Source organism: Paenibacillus sp. FSL F4-0125 (assembly GCF_038008565.1).
Classification (GTDB): domain Bacteria; phylum Bacillota; class Bacilli; order Paenibacillales; family Paenibacillaceae; genus Paenibacillus_AQ.
Window position 1 is genome coordinate 151,441 of sequence record NZ_JBBOZJ010000001.1, and the last position, 15,658, is coordinate 167,098.

Here is a 15,658-nt window from a genome sequence, read left to right on the forward strand (position 1 = left end):
TTTAACTTTGATCCTTGAAAACTGGATACCGAAACGAATTTGCGTTTTAGAACATCTTTTAGCAACTTGTGCAAACAAGTAAATGTTATTAGTGAGATTTTTCGAAAGAAAAATCAAGGTTAAGCTAATAAGAGCACACGGAGGATGCCTAGGCGCCAGGAGCCGACGAAGGACGTGGCGAACAACGAAACTGCCTCGGGGAGCTGTAAGCAAGCTTTGATCCGGGGGTGTCCGAATGGGGAAACCCAGCTGTGGTAATTCGCAGTTACTCATACCTGAATACATAGGGTATGTAGAGGCAGACCAGGGGAACTGAAACATCTAAGTACCCTGAGGAAGAGAAAACAATAGTGATTCCGTCAGTAGCGGCGAGCGAACGCGGAACAGCCTAAACCTAAGAGCTTGCTCTTAGGGGTTGTGGGACGTCTCACATGGAGTTACAAAGGAATATGGTAGGCGAAGAGGTCTGGAAAGGCCCGCGATAGAGGTAAAAGCCCTGTAGCCTAAACTGTGTTCTCTCCGAGACGGATCCCGAGTAGTGCGGGGCACGTGAAACCCCGTATGAATCCAGCAGGACCATCTGCTAAGGCTAAATACTACCTGGCGACCGATAGTGAAACAGTACCGTGAGGGAAAGGTGAAAAGCACCCCGGAAGGGGAGTGAAATAGAACCTGAAACCGTGTGCTTACAAAAAGTCAGAGCCCTATTTATGGGTGATGGCGTGCCTTTTGTAGAATGAACCGGCGAGTTACGTTTAACATGCAAGGTTAAGTCGAGAAGACGGAGCCGCAGCGAAAGCGAGTCTGAATAGGGCGAATGAGTATGTGGACGTAGACCCGAAACCGTGTGATCTACCCCTGTCCAGGGTGAAGGTGCGGTAACACGCACTGGAGGCCCGAACCCACGCACGTTGAAAAGTGCGGGGATGAGGTGGGGGTAGCGGAGAAATTCCAATCGAACTCGGAGATAGCTGGTTCTCCCCGAAATAGCTTTAGGGCTAGCCTCGGTATAAGAGTAGTGGAGGTAGAGCACTGATTGGGTGCGGGGTCCGCAAGGATTACCAAGCTCAGTCAAACTCCGAATGCCATATACTTATTGCCGGGAGTCAGACAGTGAGTGCTAAGATCCATTGTCAAAAGGGAAACAGCCCAGACCATCAGCTAAGGTCCCCAAGTGTGTGTTAAGTGGGAAAGGATGTGGAGTTGCACAGACAACCAGGATGTTGGCTTAGAAGCAGCCACCATTGAAAGAGTGCGTAATAGCTCACTGGTCGAGTGACTCTGCGCCGAAAATGTAACGGGGCTAAACACACCACCGAAGCTATGGCTAGATACGTATGTATCTGGGGTAGGGGAGCGTTGTATGTGGGTTGAAGGTGTACCGTAAGGAGCGCTGGACAGCATACAAGTGAGAATGCCGGTATGAGTAACGAAAAGATCAGTGAGAATCTGATCCGCCGAAAGCCCAAGGTTTCCTGAGGAAGGCTCGTCCGCTCAGGGTAAGTCGGGACCTAAGGCGAGGCCGAAAGGCGTAGTCGAAGGACAACAGTTTGAAATTACTGTACCACCGTAATCCGCTATGAGCGATGGGGTGACGCAGGAGGGTAGTGACTCGGACTGATGGATATGTCCGTCTAAGCAGTGAGGCTGATGTGTAGGCAAATCCGCACATCGTTAAGGCTGGGCTGTGATGGGGAGCGAAAATTGTAGTAGCGAAGGTCATGATCTCACACTGCCAAGAAAAGCCTCTAGCCAGGAGAAGGTGCCCGTACCGCAAACCGACACAGGTAGGCGAGAAGAGAATTCTAAGGCGCGCGGAAGAACTCTCGTTAAGGAACTCGGCAAAATGACCCCGTAACTTCGGGAGAAGGGGTGCCCCGGTAGTGTGAATAGCACGAGGGGGCCGCAGTGAAAAGGCCCAAGCGACTGTTTAGCAAAAACACAGGTCTGTGCGAAGCCGCAAGGCGAAGTATACGGGCTGACGCCTGCCCGGTGCTGGAAGGTTAAGGGGAGTGGTTAGGGGTAACCCGAAGCTATGAACCGAAGCCCCAGTAAACGGCGGCCGTAACTATAACGGTCCTAAGGTAGCGAAATTCCTTGTCAGGTAAATTCTGACCCGCACGAATGGCGTAACGACTTGGGCGCTGTCTCAACGAGAGATCCGGTGAAATTTTAATACCTGTGAAGATGCAGGTTACCCGCGACAAGACGGAAAGACCCCATGGAGCTTTACTGCAGCTTGATATTGAATTTGGGTACGATCTGTACAGGATAGGTGGGAGCCGTAGAAATCGGAGCGCAAGCTTCGGTGGAGGCGCCGTTGGGATACCACCCTGATCGTATCTAGGTTCTAACCTAGTGCCCTAATCGGGTACGGGGACCGTGTCAGGCGGGCAGTTTGACTGGGGCGGTCGCCTCCTAAAGAGTAACGGAGGCGTTCCAAGGTTCCCTCAGAATGGTTGGAAATCATTCGAAGAGTGCAAAGGCATAAGGGAGCTTGACTGCGAGACCTACAAGTCGAGCAGGGACGAAAGTCGGACTTAGTGATCCGGTGGTACCGCATGGAAGGGCCATCGCTCAACGGATAAAAGCTACCCTGGGGATAACAGGCTTATCTCCCCCAAGAGTCCACATCGACGGGGAGGTTTGGCACCTCGATGTCGGCTCATCGCATCCTGGGGCTGAAGTAGGTCCCAAGGGTTGGGCTGTTCGCCCATTAAAGCGGTACGCGAGCTGGGTTCAGAACGTCGTGAGACAGTTCGGTCCCTATCTGTCGTGGGCGCAGGAAATTTGAGAGGAGCTGTCCTTAGTACGAGAGGACCGGGATGGACGTACCGCTGGTGCACCAGTTGTTTCGCCAGAAGCATGGCTGGGTAGCTACGTACGGACGGGATAAGCGCTGAAAGCATCTAAGCGTGAAGCCCCCCTCAAGATGAGATTTCCCAATTAGTAAGACCCCTTGAAGACGACGAGGTAGATAGGTTGGAGGTGGAAGTGCAGTAATGCATGGAGCTGACCAATACTAATCGGTCGAGGGCTTATCCTATACTTAAAACGCAAATTCAATTCGGATTCAGTTTTCAGGGAGTCAAATTCCTGTTTGGATTGCTGTGGTACTGATATCGTTTGGAGAGATACCCAAGTGGCTATAAGGGGACCCTCTGCTAAGGGGTTAGACTGCGTAAGCGGTGCGTGGGTTCGAATCCCACTCTCTCCGCCATTTTCAATCCATAGCATTTCTAATTATTGTGGCGGTGTAGCTCAGCTGGCTAGAGCGTACGGTTCATACCCGTGAGGTCGGGGGTTCGATCCCCTTCGCCGCTACCATAATACCTGGAGGCTTAGCTCAGCTGGGAGAGCATCTGCCTTACAAGCAGAGGGTCGGGGGTTCGATCCCCTCAGCCTCCACCATTATTACTTTTTTAGGAATACTTTTTACACCGTGCCGGTGTAGCTCAACTGGTAGAGCAACTGACTTGTAATCAGTAGGTTGGGGGTTCAAGTCCTCTCGCCGGCACCATTATTACTAATGCGGAACCGTGGTGTAGTTGGCCTAACATGCCTGCCTGTCACGCAGGAGATCGCGAGTTCGAATCTCGTCGGTTCCGCCATTTTTTCCACAAGATTAGGGTGGGAAGTTTAATACTACCACTTTATTTTTATGTCAATTTAATATGGCTCGATAGCTCAGTCGGTAGAGCAGAGGACTGAAAATCCTCGTGTCGGCGGTTCGAATCCGTCTCGAGCCACTTTTCCCTGGGGGATTAGCGAAGTGGCCAAACGCATCAGACTGTAAATCTGCTCACGTACGTGTTCGGTGGTTCGAATCCATCATCCCCCACCATTTATGAGCCATTAGCTCAGTTGGTAGAGCACCTGACTTTTAATCAGGGTGTCGAAGGTTCGAGTCCTTCATGGCTCATCCCAAACAGAAAGTCATCACCATAAGGTGATGGCTTTTTTTGTGTTTTAAAGTTGTATTATAGTGGCGCGCTAATGTAGCGATTAACATAATATAAGAGAATATGCTAAAATAGGCGAAAAGAGCAAAAGTGGTGGAGCATGGTGACTATGGATAGTGAGACATTGCGGAAAAAATTAGAGCAGCTCACCGGAAAGAGAACCGGAATCAAGCAGTTAGGGAGGCAGCATTCAGCTTCTCTTTTTAGCATGGGATTAGAAGCGCAGGATCAGCTGGTAATCCATGAGGGCCATCTCTGGGCACCTTTGTATGAGAGTGACGGACGTATAACCGCTGTTTGGGTAGAAATGGAAGGGCTCAGCTCTCTGGAAGTACAATTGGTCAATTATGCAGTTCGGAATTTTGCTATTGCACTTAAAGCTACAGGGCTTAGAGAAGAAGGCGAAGTGGAGGCACGGCAGCTTGGCGCCTGGTTAAACACAGAGCTAGAGCAAGAGAAGAATGACACTGAGATTCCGGATGAGATGACCTTAAAGGGGCGTCTGTTCGGTGACATGATTCCATTCCTCCTTAGTAGTGAGATTGCACACAGCCCACAGATAACTTATCGTTCACTGATGAAATTGCTGCGCAGCTATTTTGAGAATGAAATCATGCTAATTCCTCTTCAAGAAAAGGAATGGTTAATTTTAGCCCGTAAAGAATTGCTTATGGGCGGGGATGATAAGGATGATGAAGAAGAGAGTGTAGATGATCTTCTAGCACAGACTAGTATGGGTTTACATGAGCTGATAGCAAGTGAATGGGTAGGTGTATTCCATTTGGCGGTGGCTCCGGCTATTGTCCCTGTTAAGGGATTAACAGGATCTGTGGCTTTGCTCAGGGAGACGATTGTTCTTGGTCGTATTTTTCAAGTAGGAGAGTATATTCATTTACCTTGGGAGCTGCATTTGGAACGTTTGGTTAACAGCATACCTGACGTACGCCGTAAACAGCTGCTTGGACAAATTGGTGATTATTCCTCTGTACTATCAGATAAAGAAATGCTGCTGACCTTAGAGACTTTCTTCGAGATGGACTGTAATGTAAGTGAAACCGCCAAGAAGCTATATATCCATCGTAATACGCTCCTATACCGTCTGGATAAGATAAAACAAGAGACTGGGGCAGATGTAAGAAGCTTTGGGGACGCTGCTATTGTGAAGCTTACTATGCTTTTGTATAAAGTGACGAAAAGGAAATAGGTTTTTTGTGAACCTTACAAATAGCCATCGTGTCCCGACTGGGGTAATATAAATGTACAAGGAAACAGAATTTTTATTTTAACTAATTAATAATTAACTCGAGGGGGAAATACAATGGCAGGCGTACGTTTAGAGCATATTTTCAAAAAATACCCGGGTTCAGATAAAGCGACAGTAATCGATATCAATCTTGATATTAAAGATAAGGAATTTCTAGTATTGGTTGGACCTTCCGGTTGCGGTAAATCCACAACTTTGCGTATGATCGCTGGTTTGGAAGAAATCTCTGAAGGTAAAATGTACATTGGCGATCGTGTAGTTAACGACGTTGCACCTAAAGACCGCGATATCGCGATGGTATTCCAATCCTACGCCCTGTATCCGCATATGAGCGTATACCAAAACATGGCTTTCGGTTTGAAACTTCGTAAAGTGAAGAAGGATGAAATCGACAAGAAAGTTCGCGAAGCTGCTAAAATTCTCGATATCGAGCATTTGCTAGATCGTAAACCAAAAGCGCTTTCCGGTGGTCAACGCCAACGTGTCGCTTTGGGACGCGCTATCGTACGTGATCCACAAGTCTTCTTGATGGATGAGCCTCTTTCCAACTTGGATGCTAAACTTCGTGGTCAAATGCGTGCTGAAATCACTAAACTGGTTAAACGCCTTGAAACCACTTGTATCTACGTAACGCATGACCAAACAGAAGCTATGACAATGGGTGATCGCATCGTAGTTATGTATGATGGTATCATTCAACAAGCAGCTTCCCCTGAAGAGTTGTACAATGAACCTACAAACTTGTTCGTAGCTGGATTTATCGGATCCCCTACAATGAACTTTATCAATGGTACTTTGTCTGAAGTAAGCGGTTCTATCCGTTTCCGTGCTGAGAACCTTGATGTTGAAGTACCAGGCGGAAAAGCACAAATCATCCGCAACAAAGGTTACATCGGTAAAGAAGTAATCATGGGCGTTCGTCCAGAAGATATCCATGAAGAGCCAGTATTCTTGGAAGCTTCCCCGAACACAATCTTTACTTCATTGGTTGATGTTACTGAAAACCTTGGTCATGAAATGCTCCTTTACTTGAGCGGCCTTGGTAAATCTACTGTAATCGCTCGTGTAGATGGACGTTCCACTACTCGCGAAGGCAGCAAGCCAAAATTGGCTATCGACATGAACAAAATTCACTTCTTTGATAAAGAATCCGAAGCTAACATTTTGTTGGGATAAGATTGTAAAGATCTTTTCTCTCTTGATAAAGCCACCCGAAAGGGTGGCTTTATTGTTTAGATGGACCCTGTTTGGTTAGGCGCTAAGATTGCATTCATAGGCGTTATCAATTAAGATAGCAGGAGAATTACCTCCGGAATGTAATGAGATCGCTGCCAACCGGACGCAGTAAGCGGACAAATACCGCAGGTGACGAAAGGACGAACTTACATGGCTAAGAAAGTAAAAGTATCTGAATTGGTACAGCATTTTCAATTAGAGGTTATTTCCGGCCAGGAAGGTCTAAAGAGACCCATTACGGTCGATGACCTGAATCGCCCTGGACTAGAGATTGCTGGTTATTTTGAATATTATCCAGAAGAACGTGTTCAATTGCTAGGCAAAACAGAACTCGCTTTTTTCTCCATGCTGCCTGAAGCTGAGCGGAAAAGTCGACTTCGTGGAATTTGTAATGACAACACACCTTGTATTGTAATTACACGTGGTTTGGATGTGCCTCAGGAGTTAATTGACATAAGTAATGAAAAGGCACTTCCTGTGCTTCGGAGCTCCATGGCTACGACTATTTTCTCTAGCCGGTTGACGAGCTTCTTAGAAGGAAAATTAGCCCCTACAGCAACGATACATGGCGTACTTTGTGATGTATATGGTGTAGGTATGCTAATCACCGGTAGTAGTGGGATTGGTAAAAGTGAAACAGCCCTTGAACTTGTAAAACGCGGACATCGCTTGATTGCTGATGATGCCGTAGAAATCCGTCAGACTTCAGATAACCAGCTGCATGGTACAGCACCTGAGTTAATCCGTCATTTACTGGAGATCCGTGGAGTAGGTATCATTAATGTAATGACACTGTTTGGTGCGGGTGCCATTCGTAATCATAAACGGATTACACTTGTTGTTAGATTGGAAGCTTGGCAGCAAGACAAGCAATATGACCGGCTTGGACTCGACGAGGAAACGACACGGATTATCGACACCGATGTTCCACTTGTAACGATTCCTGTACGCCCAGGACGTAACCTTGCTGTTATTATTGAGGTTGCAGCGATGAACTATCGCCTGAAACAAATGGGCTTTAATGCAGCCCTGCAGTTTACGAATAAGTTAACTGCAACCATATCTGAAGATATGGATGATCTCGATTAGGAGTGTGAGAGAATGTTCCCATTAGCACTAAATCCTATTGTCTTCTCAATTGGATCACTGCAAGTACACTGGTATGGATTAATACTAGGTTTCGGTGCACTCGCGGGGTTATATCTTGCGATCCGCGAGGGCAAACGGTTTGGTATCCCACAAGAATTCTTTATGGATATGCTGCTGCTAGGTGTGCCCTCAGCCATTATCGGGGCACGGATTTATTTTGTAGCATTTAAATGGGAGGATTATAAGGATAATTTAATAGATGTCTTTAAGATCTGGAACGGTGGCATTGCCATTTACGGTGCATTAATTGGAGCCATTATTTGTGGAATTATATATTTCCGCTATAAAGGCTACCCCTTCTGGCGTATCGTTGACATTTGTGCACCCGGACTACTTGCGGGTCAAATGATTGGACGCTGGGGGAACTTTGTCAACCAAGAGGCATACGGCAGCGTGGTTGAAGAGTCTTTTTTACGGGATAAACTGCATTTACCTGACTTCATTGTGAACCAAATGTACATAGGGGATGCTTTTCATCATCCAACCTTCCTATATGAATCTCTTTGGAGCTTACTGGGCATCGCACTTCTCATGGTCCTCCGTCGTCAGAAATTTGTGCGTGCCGGTGAGATCTTCATGTCTTACTTTATATGGTATTCCATCGGTCGTTTCTTCATCGAAGCCATACGTACGGACAGCTTGGCGTTTAATGGAAGCGCAGGTTTGGCATCCTTTATGAACGGATTGTGGAAACCGATGGAGTGGCTAGGTTTTGAACAAGGATACTTGGACCCAAGCTATGGAAATATCCGTATTTCCCAGCTACTTGCTCTACTGATCATCGTTGCAGCTGTACTGCTTATCATTATTCGTAGGGTCACCGGAGAGCCTAAAGCACATTATTCTGATCCTATCGTATGTACTAAACCGATCAAAGCAGATACCGTAGTGCCAGAAAGTGCAGTAAATACACCGCAGAAAGCTCGTCATGGGGCACAACCTGAACAAGGACAGCCTGCGGATGGAGATAAGAAGGAGCAGTAAAGCTTATGATAGAATGCGTTCTTTTTGATCTGGATGGAACGATTGTCGATACGAATGAGCTAATTATTAGTTCGTTTATGTACGCGCTGAAGGACAATGGTCTGGCTCCACTCACCAGGGAAGAGATTATTCCGCATATGGGCACAACCCTTCAGCAACAGATGAGAGTCTTCTCTGGACTTGAGGATGTAAGTGGTGCGCTAGAAAGATCCTACCGTTCTTATAATTATGAACATCACGATGAGTTAGTACGTCCCTTTCCTCATGTGAATGAGACGATGGAGGAGCTCAAACGTCGTGGGATTAAAATGGGGATTGTAACCACAAAAATTCGTCCAACAACGATTAAATCGCTTGAGATGTTTGATTTGCTAAAGTACATGGATACGATTGTGACGGTGAACGATGTTACTGAACCAAAGCCACATCCAGAGCCTGTTCTGACGGCAGTCAATAACCTTGGCGTTGATCCTCGTAAAACGCTTATGGTGGGTGACAGTACGGTTGATATTCAGTCAGCAAAAGCTGCTTGTGTATATGCGGCTGGCGTATCGTGGTCATTAAAAGGCGAAGAGACTCTCCGCAAGTATGATCCCGACTATATCATCCATAACATGAAGGATATTATAGAAATTGTGGAACGAGGAACGAGTGAATCGTGAGAAACGTAACCCGATATCCTGTAGAAGGTCATAACTCACTTTGGTACATTTACCGTACGGTCAGCCCATGGAAGGGTGTCCGCAACTTTATTTTTATTCAAATCGCACGTTATTGCCCGATTCTACCGTTAAAGAATTGGATCTATCGTCGGATTCTCGGTATGAAGGTTGGGAAGCATACCTCCTTCGGTCTGATGGCGATGGTGGATGTGTTTTTTCCGGAAAAAATAAGGGTGGGTGAGAACTCTATTATCGGTTATAACACGACGATTCTGGCGCATGAGTATCTAATCAAGGAATATCGGCTAGGCGAAGTAGTGATTGGTGAAAATGTATTGATCGGTGCGAATACAACGATTCTTCCCGGTGTGACCATCGGTGATTGGGCAGTTATTGCCGCAGGATCAGTAGTACACAAGGATGTGGCAGCCGGCTCTTTTGTCGGAGGCAATCCGCTGCGAGAGCTGCGCCCATCTTCATCGGAAGATTCCTCGGAACAAGTGTAAAAGATGCTTCGTAAACCCTGCAGTTTCATATTGCGTTTTTTTAGCGCAGGATCTGCAGGGTTTCTTGCGTCTTGGAGAAGCTTATTAAGGAAACTTTAAGATCTTCTTAAGTTTTTCAAACAGATGCATTCGATATAATAATCGTTAGTGATAAGGCGAATCCCACGCTAGGCATTCAGCTTCTAATATCAGAATGTAAAATCAGCAGGTGCAGGCTTCCTGATATTTCAGTTTCAACATTCCGCTTAGCGTCTCTATGAACAACCATCATAGTAGAGAAGAGGAATAGAACATGAACACTGCGAGACAGGAAAGACTGCCCCAACTGGATATTTTCAGAGCATTAGCTATATTAGGTGTATTGCATGTGCATTCCTCATCATTTGCTGCTGGAGAGCAGGCACTGCATTCTCCTTATTATTACTGGCTGAACTGGATGAACATTTTCTTTAAATTCGGCACGCCTTCATTTATTTTCCTTAGCAGCTTCGTATTGTTTTATAATTATTATGGTCGTCCTGTGACACGCAGCTTGATCATTAATTTCTATCGTCGTCGATTAAAGTATATTTTACTGCCCTATTTTCTAGCTTCTGTAGGGTACTATGCACTAACCTTATATGTGAACGGACGATTGACGCAGAACCTCGGAGACAACTTGTTAAGCTTTTCTAGAGCGTTATTCTCGGGTTCAGCCTATGCTCATCTGTATTTTGTGTTTATTAGTATTCAGTTTTATGTACTTTTTCCAGTGCTGCTTAAGCTGTTGCAGAGCTCCCGATTCTTAGTACGATGGGCGGTTCCGCTCGGGTTGGCTCTTCAGTGGGGGTTTATTTTCTGGAATAAGTACGAACTGCACATTGTTGAAAAAGGGAGCTTGGCGATCTCCTATTTAGCTTATTATATGATGGGTGCTTATATTGCCATTCACTTTGAGAAGGTGAAGCAATGGCTGATAAAGCCATGGACAGAGCTGCCTGCCAAGCAAAAGGGATGGACTGCCCTATTAATGAGCTTGTGGTTAATTGCAGCCTTTATCCATGTGCAGCTATGGTATGTGGCCCGCCATTTTGGGGTGTGGACGGATTCGCTGTGGTACGAGCTGTTATGGAATGTCCATACGATATTGTCAGCGTTGGTGCTGCTGTATGCTGCATTTTTGATCCACCGTAGGGCTCCACGCAGGATTGTCGCTTTTTTGACTCGTCTGGGTGAGCTGTCATTTGCGATTTATTTGATTCATCCGCTATTGCTGGCGATATATCGCAGGTTCCGATATCATATTCCCCTAGAGTCGCTAACTTATGTTTTCTTTATCTATGGAGGACTTGCGTTTGCGCTGGGAGGAAGCTGGTTCATGGTGCAATTTGCTTTTCGCCGAATTCCTAAGTCATGGATCTTCTTAGGGAGTGTTCCTCGGTCTTTAGAGTCTAGTTCCAAGGTAAAGTCAGGACATGCCTCTGATGAGATGAGTAAGGTTAATACTTGATTAAGGCATCAATTGGATGCGGAGCTTAACAGGAGGAAAGATCATGAAACAAAAAGAAAGAATTCCGCAGCTGGATATTTTCCGCGCGATTGCTATTTTTGCAGTGCTAGCTATTCATGCGACTTCGCGAACGTTGGCGGAGACATTAGGTACAAACATGTTTCATCCGTTCTTATTTATTAATAAATTCAGCCAGTTCGCCGTACCTTCATTCATATTTTTAAGTGGGTTCGTGCTGTTCTATAACTATATTGATCGTCCACTGGGCGGAAAGACGCTGGGGAAGTTCTACAGTAGAAGGCTGCTTTATATTATTGTGCCCTATGTGCTATTCTCGTTGCTATATTTCGCTTTAAAAATGACGGCCGGTCATACATGGAGCTTACCTCCAGGGGAGATGGCTTCTAAGCTTTGGAAGTATTTATGGACAGGAACGGCATATACGCATTTGTATTACATTATTATCATTATTCAGTTCTACGTGTTATTTCCGCTTATTCTGTGGTGTCTGCAAAAGGTTCGCCGTCTGGCGGCTTGGGCGCCGCTAATCGGATTAATTCTACAATGGGGTTTCGTACTACTGAATAAATACATGACTAATAACGGGTATTGGCAGTTGTCCAAAGGCAGTCTGGCAATCACTTATTTCTCGTATTTCTTGCTGGGTGCTGGGATTGCAGTATATTATTCTTCTTTGAAAAAATGGCTGGTACCTTCACGTGAAGGCTGGCGCACTGGTAAAGGTCCGGTATGGATTACATTGTGGTTGTTATGGATCGTAGCAGGGATTGTTCATGTTGAGCTATGGTTTAACAACTATACGAAGAAAACAGTCATTAATAGTTTATGGTATGAGGGATTCTCTAACCTGCATGCGCTGCTCTCTTGTTTGGTGCTGCTGCAAGTATCCTTCTTACTGTACGGAGCGGGCCGAAGTTTGCTTACAAGATTGTTGTTATCTGCCGGAGCCTGCTCTTTCGGAATTTATCTGCTTCACCCTTTACTGCTATTTTTCTATAGAAAAATACCGTTTCACGGGGGTTCTCTTGCCTATACCGCAGCAATTGCTGGGGGTTGGCTCTTTGCATTGTTAGGTTCATGGCTGGTAGTGGCTGTAGCCTTCCGATATCTTAAATCAGCTTGGATCATTTTCGGATCGGGTCCACAAAAAGCGAAAACGAATTCCAAAGGTGCGTAACTAAGTTATGCGTTAATGGCAATAAAGAAAGCGTCGGTATTCCACCATTGGGTGGATTGACCGGCGCTTTTTAATTTATTATATTTGCCGCTGAAATTCTGCAATGGCTTGATACTGGCTTTCAAGGCTACGGTAAACAGAAATATAAATCGGTAGCAGCTGTTTGTATATTTTGGTATGTTCATCTATTGGATCATGCTTATAGGTTGAACCGATCATGTCAAACACCACATCAAAAGAATCGACTCGACCTGTTGCATAAAGGCCAAGTACAACCGCTCCGAGGCAGGAGCTCTCGATACTCTCTGGAATGACAACCTCCTGATCAAAGATATCAGCCATCATCTGCCGCCACACCGAGGAGCGGGCGAAGCCGCCTGTGGCTAGGATTCTGCTTGGGCGTCCGATTTGCTCTTCCATAGCAAGAAGTACCATATACATATTGAAGATTACGCCCTCAAGTACTGACCGAATCATATGTTCTTTATGGTGATTCATAGATAGGCCAAAGAAGGAGCCGCGGGCATCCGGATTCCACAGTGGTGCCCGTTCACCAGTTAAGTAGGGATGGAACAGAAGCCCACCGCTGCCTGGTGGAACCTGCTCCGCGATGCGGGTCAGCACCTCATAAGGGTCAATGCCAAGACGTTTGGCGGTTTCGACTTCGGATGCGGCGAACTCATCCCGTACCCAGCGGAACAGCATACCGCCATTATTAACCGGTCCTCCGACCACCCAATGATTTGGAGTAAGGTTATAACAGAAGGTCCGTCCTTTGGGATCGGTGAGCGGGTGATCCACTACGGTACGTATTGCTCCGCTGGTTCCAATCGTAGCGGCCACTACACCGGGTTCAATGGCACCTACCCCGAGGTTGGATAAGACGCCGTCACTGGCTCCAACAACAAATGGGGTTGTAGGGAGAAGTAAGAGCTGCTCTGCCAGACCGGGAAGCAGTCCATGCATAATCTGCGTGGTGGGAACAAGCCGCGAGAGCTGATCCGCTGTGATATGGGAAATCTCTAAAGCTTCTTTATCCCATTCTAGATTCTCCAGATTGAGCATACCTGTGCAAGAGGCAATGGAATGATCAATGATGTATTCGCCAAACAGTCTTGCGAATATGTATTCTTTTATGGAAATAAATTTATAGGTTTGGTGGAATACGTCCGGCTGCTCTTCGCGAAGCCACATTAGCTTGGTGATCGGAGACATGGGGTGTATAGGTGTTCCTGTACGCAGATACAATTCATGGCCGTTTAGCTCCTCCTTTAAACGAAGTGCGCATCCGGCGCTGCGATTATCGGCCCATGTGATGCAGGCAGTTAGGGCTTTACCCAGTTTATCAACTGCAATGACACTGTGCATGGCTGAGCTGAAGGAGACGAATAGGATTGCATCCGCAGAGACACCGCTTTGCCGCATGACAGCAGAGATAGTATGGAAGACTGCATTCAGGATTTGCTCTGGGTCTTGCTCCGCTATTGAGGGTAAGGACTGATGTAAAGGATATCCTACATTAGCTTGTGCAACTATGGCTCCTTTTTCCTCGAAGAGAACTGCCTTGGTACTCGTAGTTCCGATATCAACGCCAATCATATAGGATTTAGTCACGCATTAGCCCTTCTTTCTAGTTGTGGGTAGATTTTTAGAACACAAATTACAGAATTATGAAGTACAATCATATTAGCTCATTATAGTATTGGATAAACGTGGAGGCAAAATAAAGGGATTCCCAAGTTTTGGTTCGAAGTACATAAGTGTTTAATTCAGACAAGCTTAAGCATACAAGCATTTGAAATGAAGTTATAGGCTTTACCCCGTTTGATTGACGAAAAAGCAGTGAACATGATACGATATTGAAAATACTTTAATTTGCTACCACTTTACCATGGTAAAGTAAACATAAACAGTATCTAATGATAACTGACGAGGTGAACAATGAAGATGTCCAAACCAAAGGGATTTGAGAAGCCGTCTGGCGTTCGGGACTATCTGCCCCGCGCCGTAACAAAATTACGCAAAATTGAGAATGATGTCCTGCATTGTATGAGTCGCTGGGGTTATCAGCAAATGATGACTCCGACGCTAGAATATTACGATACGGTTGGCGTGGCTAGTTCAACGTCCGACCAAAAGCTTTATAAATTGCTCAACAATCGTGGTCAGGCGCTAGTGCTTCGTTCTGAAATGACTGCTCCGGTTGCCCGTGTTGTCGCATCTTTATTGAAGGATGAGCCATTACCATTGCGGTTATCCTATCACGCTAATGTCTTCCGTGCCATAGAGGAAGAAGCAGGGCGGGAAGCGGAGTTCTTCCAGACAGGGGTCGAGCTGGTAGGTGATGACTCACCTGAGGCCGATGCTGAAGTAGTAGCGCTCGCGATTTCATCGTTGCAGGCTGCGGGTGTGAAGTCTTTTAAAATTGCTATGGGGCATGTCGGTTTTCTGAATGGTTTATTTCAAGAGGCACTTCCAGAATTACCGGAGGTTCAAGAGGAGCTGAAGAGTCATTTGCTGGGCCGTGACTATGTCTCTTTCCGTGAGACCTTACGGAGACTGGATCTGACGGAAGCTCAGAAGAATGAACTGGATGGACTGCTGCGTTTACGTGGGGGTAAGGAGATTTGTGGACAGGCACTAGAGCTTAGCAGTCATCCGCTTGCCCGTCATTCGATAGACCATTTGTGTAAGGTGTGGGAGGTACTAGTCTCTTACGGGGTATCACAGCATGTACTGATTGATCTGACGATGATCGGGGACTTTTCCTATTATACAGGTATGACATTTGAAGGGTATGCAGCAGAATTAGGATTTCCGGTATGCAGTGGAGGTAGATATGACAATCTGCTGCAGCAGTTTGGTCGTCCGATCCCATCCACGGGGTTTTCTTTAAAAACAAATCGTATTCTCGATGGTGTGACCGGCTCAAACGAAGAGGAAGAGCTACCCATCTTGATCCAATATGATGCTACTCGAAGAAAAGAAGGTCTGGAAGAGGCAACACGCTTGCGGTCGGAAGGTCACGCAGTAGTGACTAGATTGGCAGCAGGACCAGAAGAGCTTGAAACGGTGAAGCGTTTGGATACGGACACAGTCGAAGCAGAGGGTGTGAGGTATGGAGAAATTTATACCTTTGTGTCTTTTATAAGTGAGCATGGCTGAGATATCGCTAGTAAGAATGAGCGGTTAAGATAAATTTTGCATG

The 15,658-nt window shown here is 46.2% G+C and carries 10 protein-coding genes, 8 tRNA genes and 1 rRNA gene; 18 read left to right on the forward strand and 1 reads right to left on the reverse strand.

Features of this window, described 5'->3' with window-relative positions; genetic code table 11:
* Positions 1-117: 117 nt before the first annotated feature.
* The 17 genes from NST74_RS00730 to NST74_RS00810 all read left to right on the forward strand — a co-directional run bounded on the left by NST74_RS00730 (position 118) and on the right by NST74_RS00810 (position 12,450).
* Positions 118-3,046, forward strand: a 23S ribosomal RNA gene (locus tag NST74_RS00730).
* Positions 3,047-3,128: 82 nt separating this feature from the next.
* Positions 3,129-3,220, forward strand: a tRNA-Ser gene (locus NST74_RS00735).
* A gap of 30 nt (positions 3,221-3,250) precedes the next feature.
* Positions 3,251-3,327 (forward strand) — tRNA-Met (locus NST74_RS00740).
* A gap of 8 nt (positions 3,328-3,335) precedes the next feature.
* Positions 3,336-3,411 (forward strand) — tRNA-Val (locus NST74_RS00745).
* A 33-nt stretch (positions 3,412-3,444) separates the two neighbouring features.
* A tRNA-Thr gene (locus NST74_RS00750) sits at positions 3,445-3,520 on the forward strand.
* A 13-nt stretch (positions 3,521-3,533) separates the two neighbouring features.
* Positions 3,534-3,611, forward strand: a tRNA-Asp gene (locus NST74_RS00755).
* A 65-nt stretch (positions 3,612-3,676) separates the two neighbouring features.
* Positions 3,677-3,749: transfer RNA gene (locus NST74_RS00760), tRNA-Phe, on the forward strand.
* A 9-nt stretch (positions 3,750-3,758) separates the two neighbouring features.
* Positions 3,759-3,844: transfer RNA gene (locus tag NST74_RS00765), tRNA-Tyr, on the forward strand.
* Between the two features lie 5 nt (positions 3,845-3,849).
* Positions 3,850-3,922 (forward strand) — tRNA-Lys (locus tag NST74_RS00770).
* Between the two features lie 140 nt (positions 3,923-4,062).
* Positions 4,063-5,166 (forward strand): PucR family transcriptional regulator, encoded by a 1,104-nt coding sequence (locus NST74_RS00775; RefSeq protein ID WP_341109999.1) that lies wholly within the window; start codon positions 4,063-4,065, stop codon positions 5,164-5,166.
* 114 nt (positions 5,167-5,280) lie between these two features.
* A complete protein-coding gene (locus NST74_RS00780; protein WP_042123255.1) occupies positions 5,281-6,402 on the forward strand; it encodes an ABC transporter ATP-binding protein in 1,122 nt (373 codons plus the stop codon).
* A 210-nt stretch (positions 6,403-6,612) separates the two neighbouring features.
* Positions 6,613-7,551: an HPr(Ser) kinase/phosphatase gene (hprK, locus tag NST74_RS00785; RefSeq protein WP_042123257.1), complete on the forward strand. Its 939-nt coding sequence runs from the start codon at positions 6,613-6,615 to the stop codon at positions 7,549-7,551.
* A gap of 12 nt (positions 7,552-7,563) precedes the next feature.
* A complete protein-coding gene (gene lgt, locus NST74_RS00790) occupies positions 7,564-8,595 on the forward strand; it encodes a prolipoprotein diacylglyceryl transferase (protein WP_042123260.1) in 1,032 nt (343 codons plus the stop codon).
* A gap of 5 nt (positions 8,596-8,600) precedes the next feature.
* Positions 8,601-9,257 (forward strand): pyrophosphatase PpaX, encoded by a 657-nt coding sequence (gene ppaX / locus NST74_RS00795; protein ID WP_341110001.1) that lies wholly within the window; start codon positions 8,601-8,603, stop codon positions 9,255-9,257.
* The gene (locus tag NST74_RS00800) at positions 9,254-9,763 is read left to right on the forward strand and encodes an acyltransferase (protein ID WP_341110002.1); all 510 of its coding nucleotides are present in this window, start codon (positions 9,254-9,256) and stop codon (positions 9,761-9,763) included. The genes ppaX and NST74_RS00800 overlap by 4 nt, the downstream gene beginning before the upstream one ends.
* Positions 9,764-10,055: 292 nt before the next feature.
* On the forward strand, positions 10,056-11,252 hold the full coding sequence (locus NST74_RS00805) for an acyltransferase (protein WP_341110003.1): 1,197 nt from the start codon (positions 10,056-10,058) through the stop codon (positions 11,250-11,252).
* Between the two features lie 43 nt (positions 11,253-11,295).
* Complete coding sequence (locus NST74_RS00810) at positions 11,296-12,450, forward strand: acyltransferase (RefSeq protein WP_341110004.1); 1,155 nt, start codon at positions 11,296-11,298, stop codon at positions 12,448-12,450.
* Positions 12,451-12,528: 78 nt separating this feature from the next.
* On the opposite strand, the gene gntK is transcribed toward NST74_RS00810, so the two are convergent.
* A complete protein-coding gene (gene gntK / locus NST74_RS00815) occupies positions 12,529-14,049 on the reverse strand; it encodes a gluconokinase (protein WP_341115794.1) in 1,521 nt (506 codons plus the stop codon).
* A 348-nt stretch (positions 14,050-14,397) separates the two neighbouring features.
* Here gntK and NST74_RS00820 point away from each other — a divergent pair, with 348 nt between their 5' ends.
* Positions 14,398-15,615: an ATP phosphoribosyltransferase regulatory subunit gene (locus NST74_RS00820; RefSeq protein ID WP_042131750.1), complete on the forward strand. Its 1,218-nt coding sequence runs from the start codon at positions 14,398-14,400 to the stop codon at positions 15,613-15,615.
* Positions 15,616-15,658 lie beyond the last annotated feature (43 nt).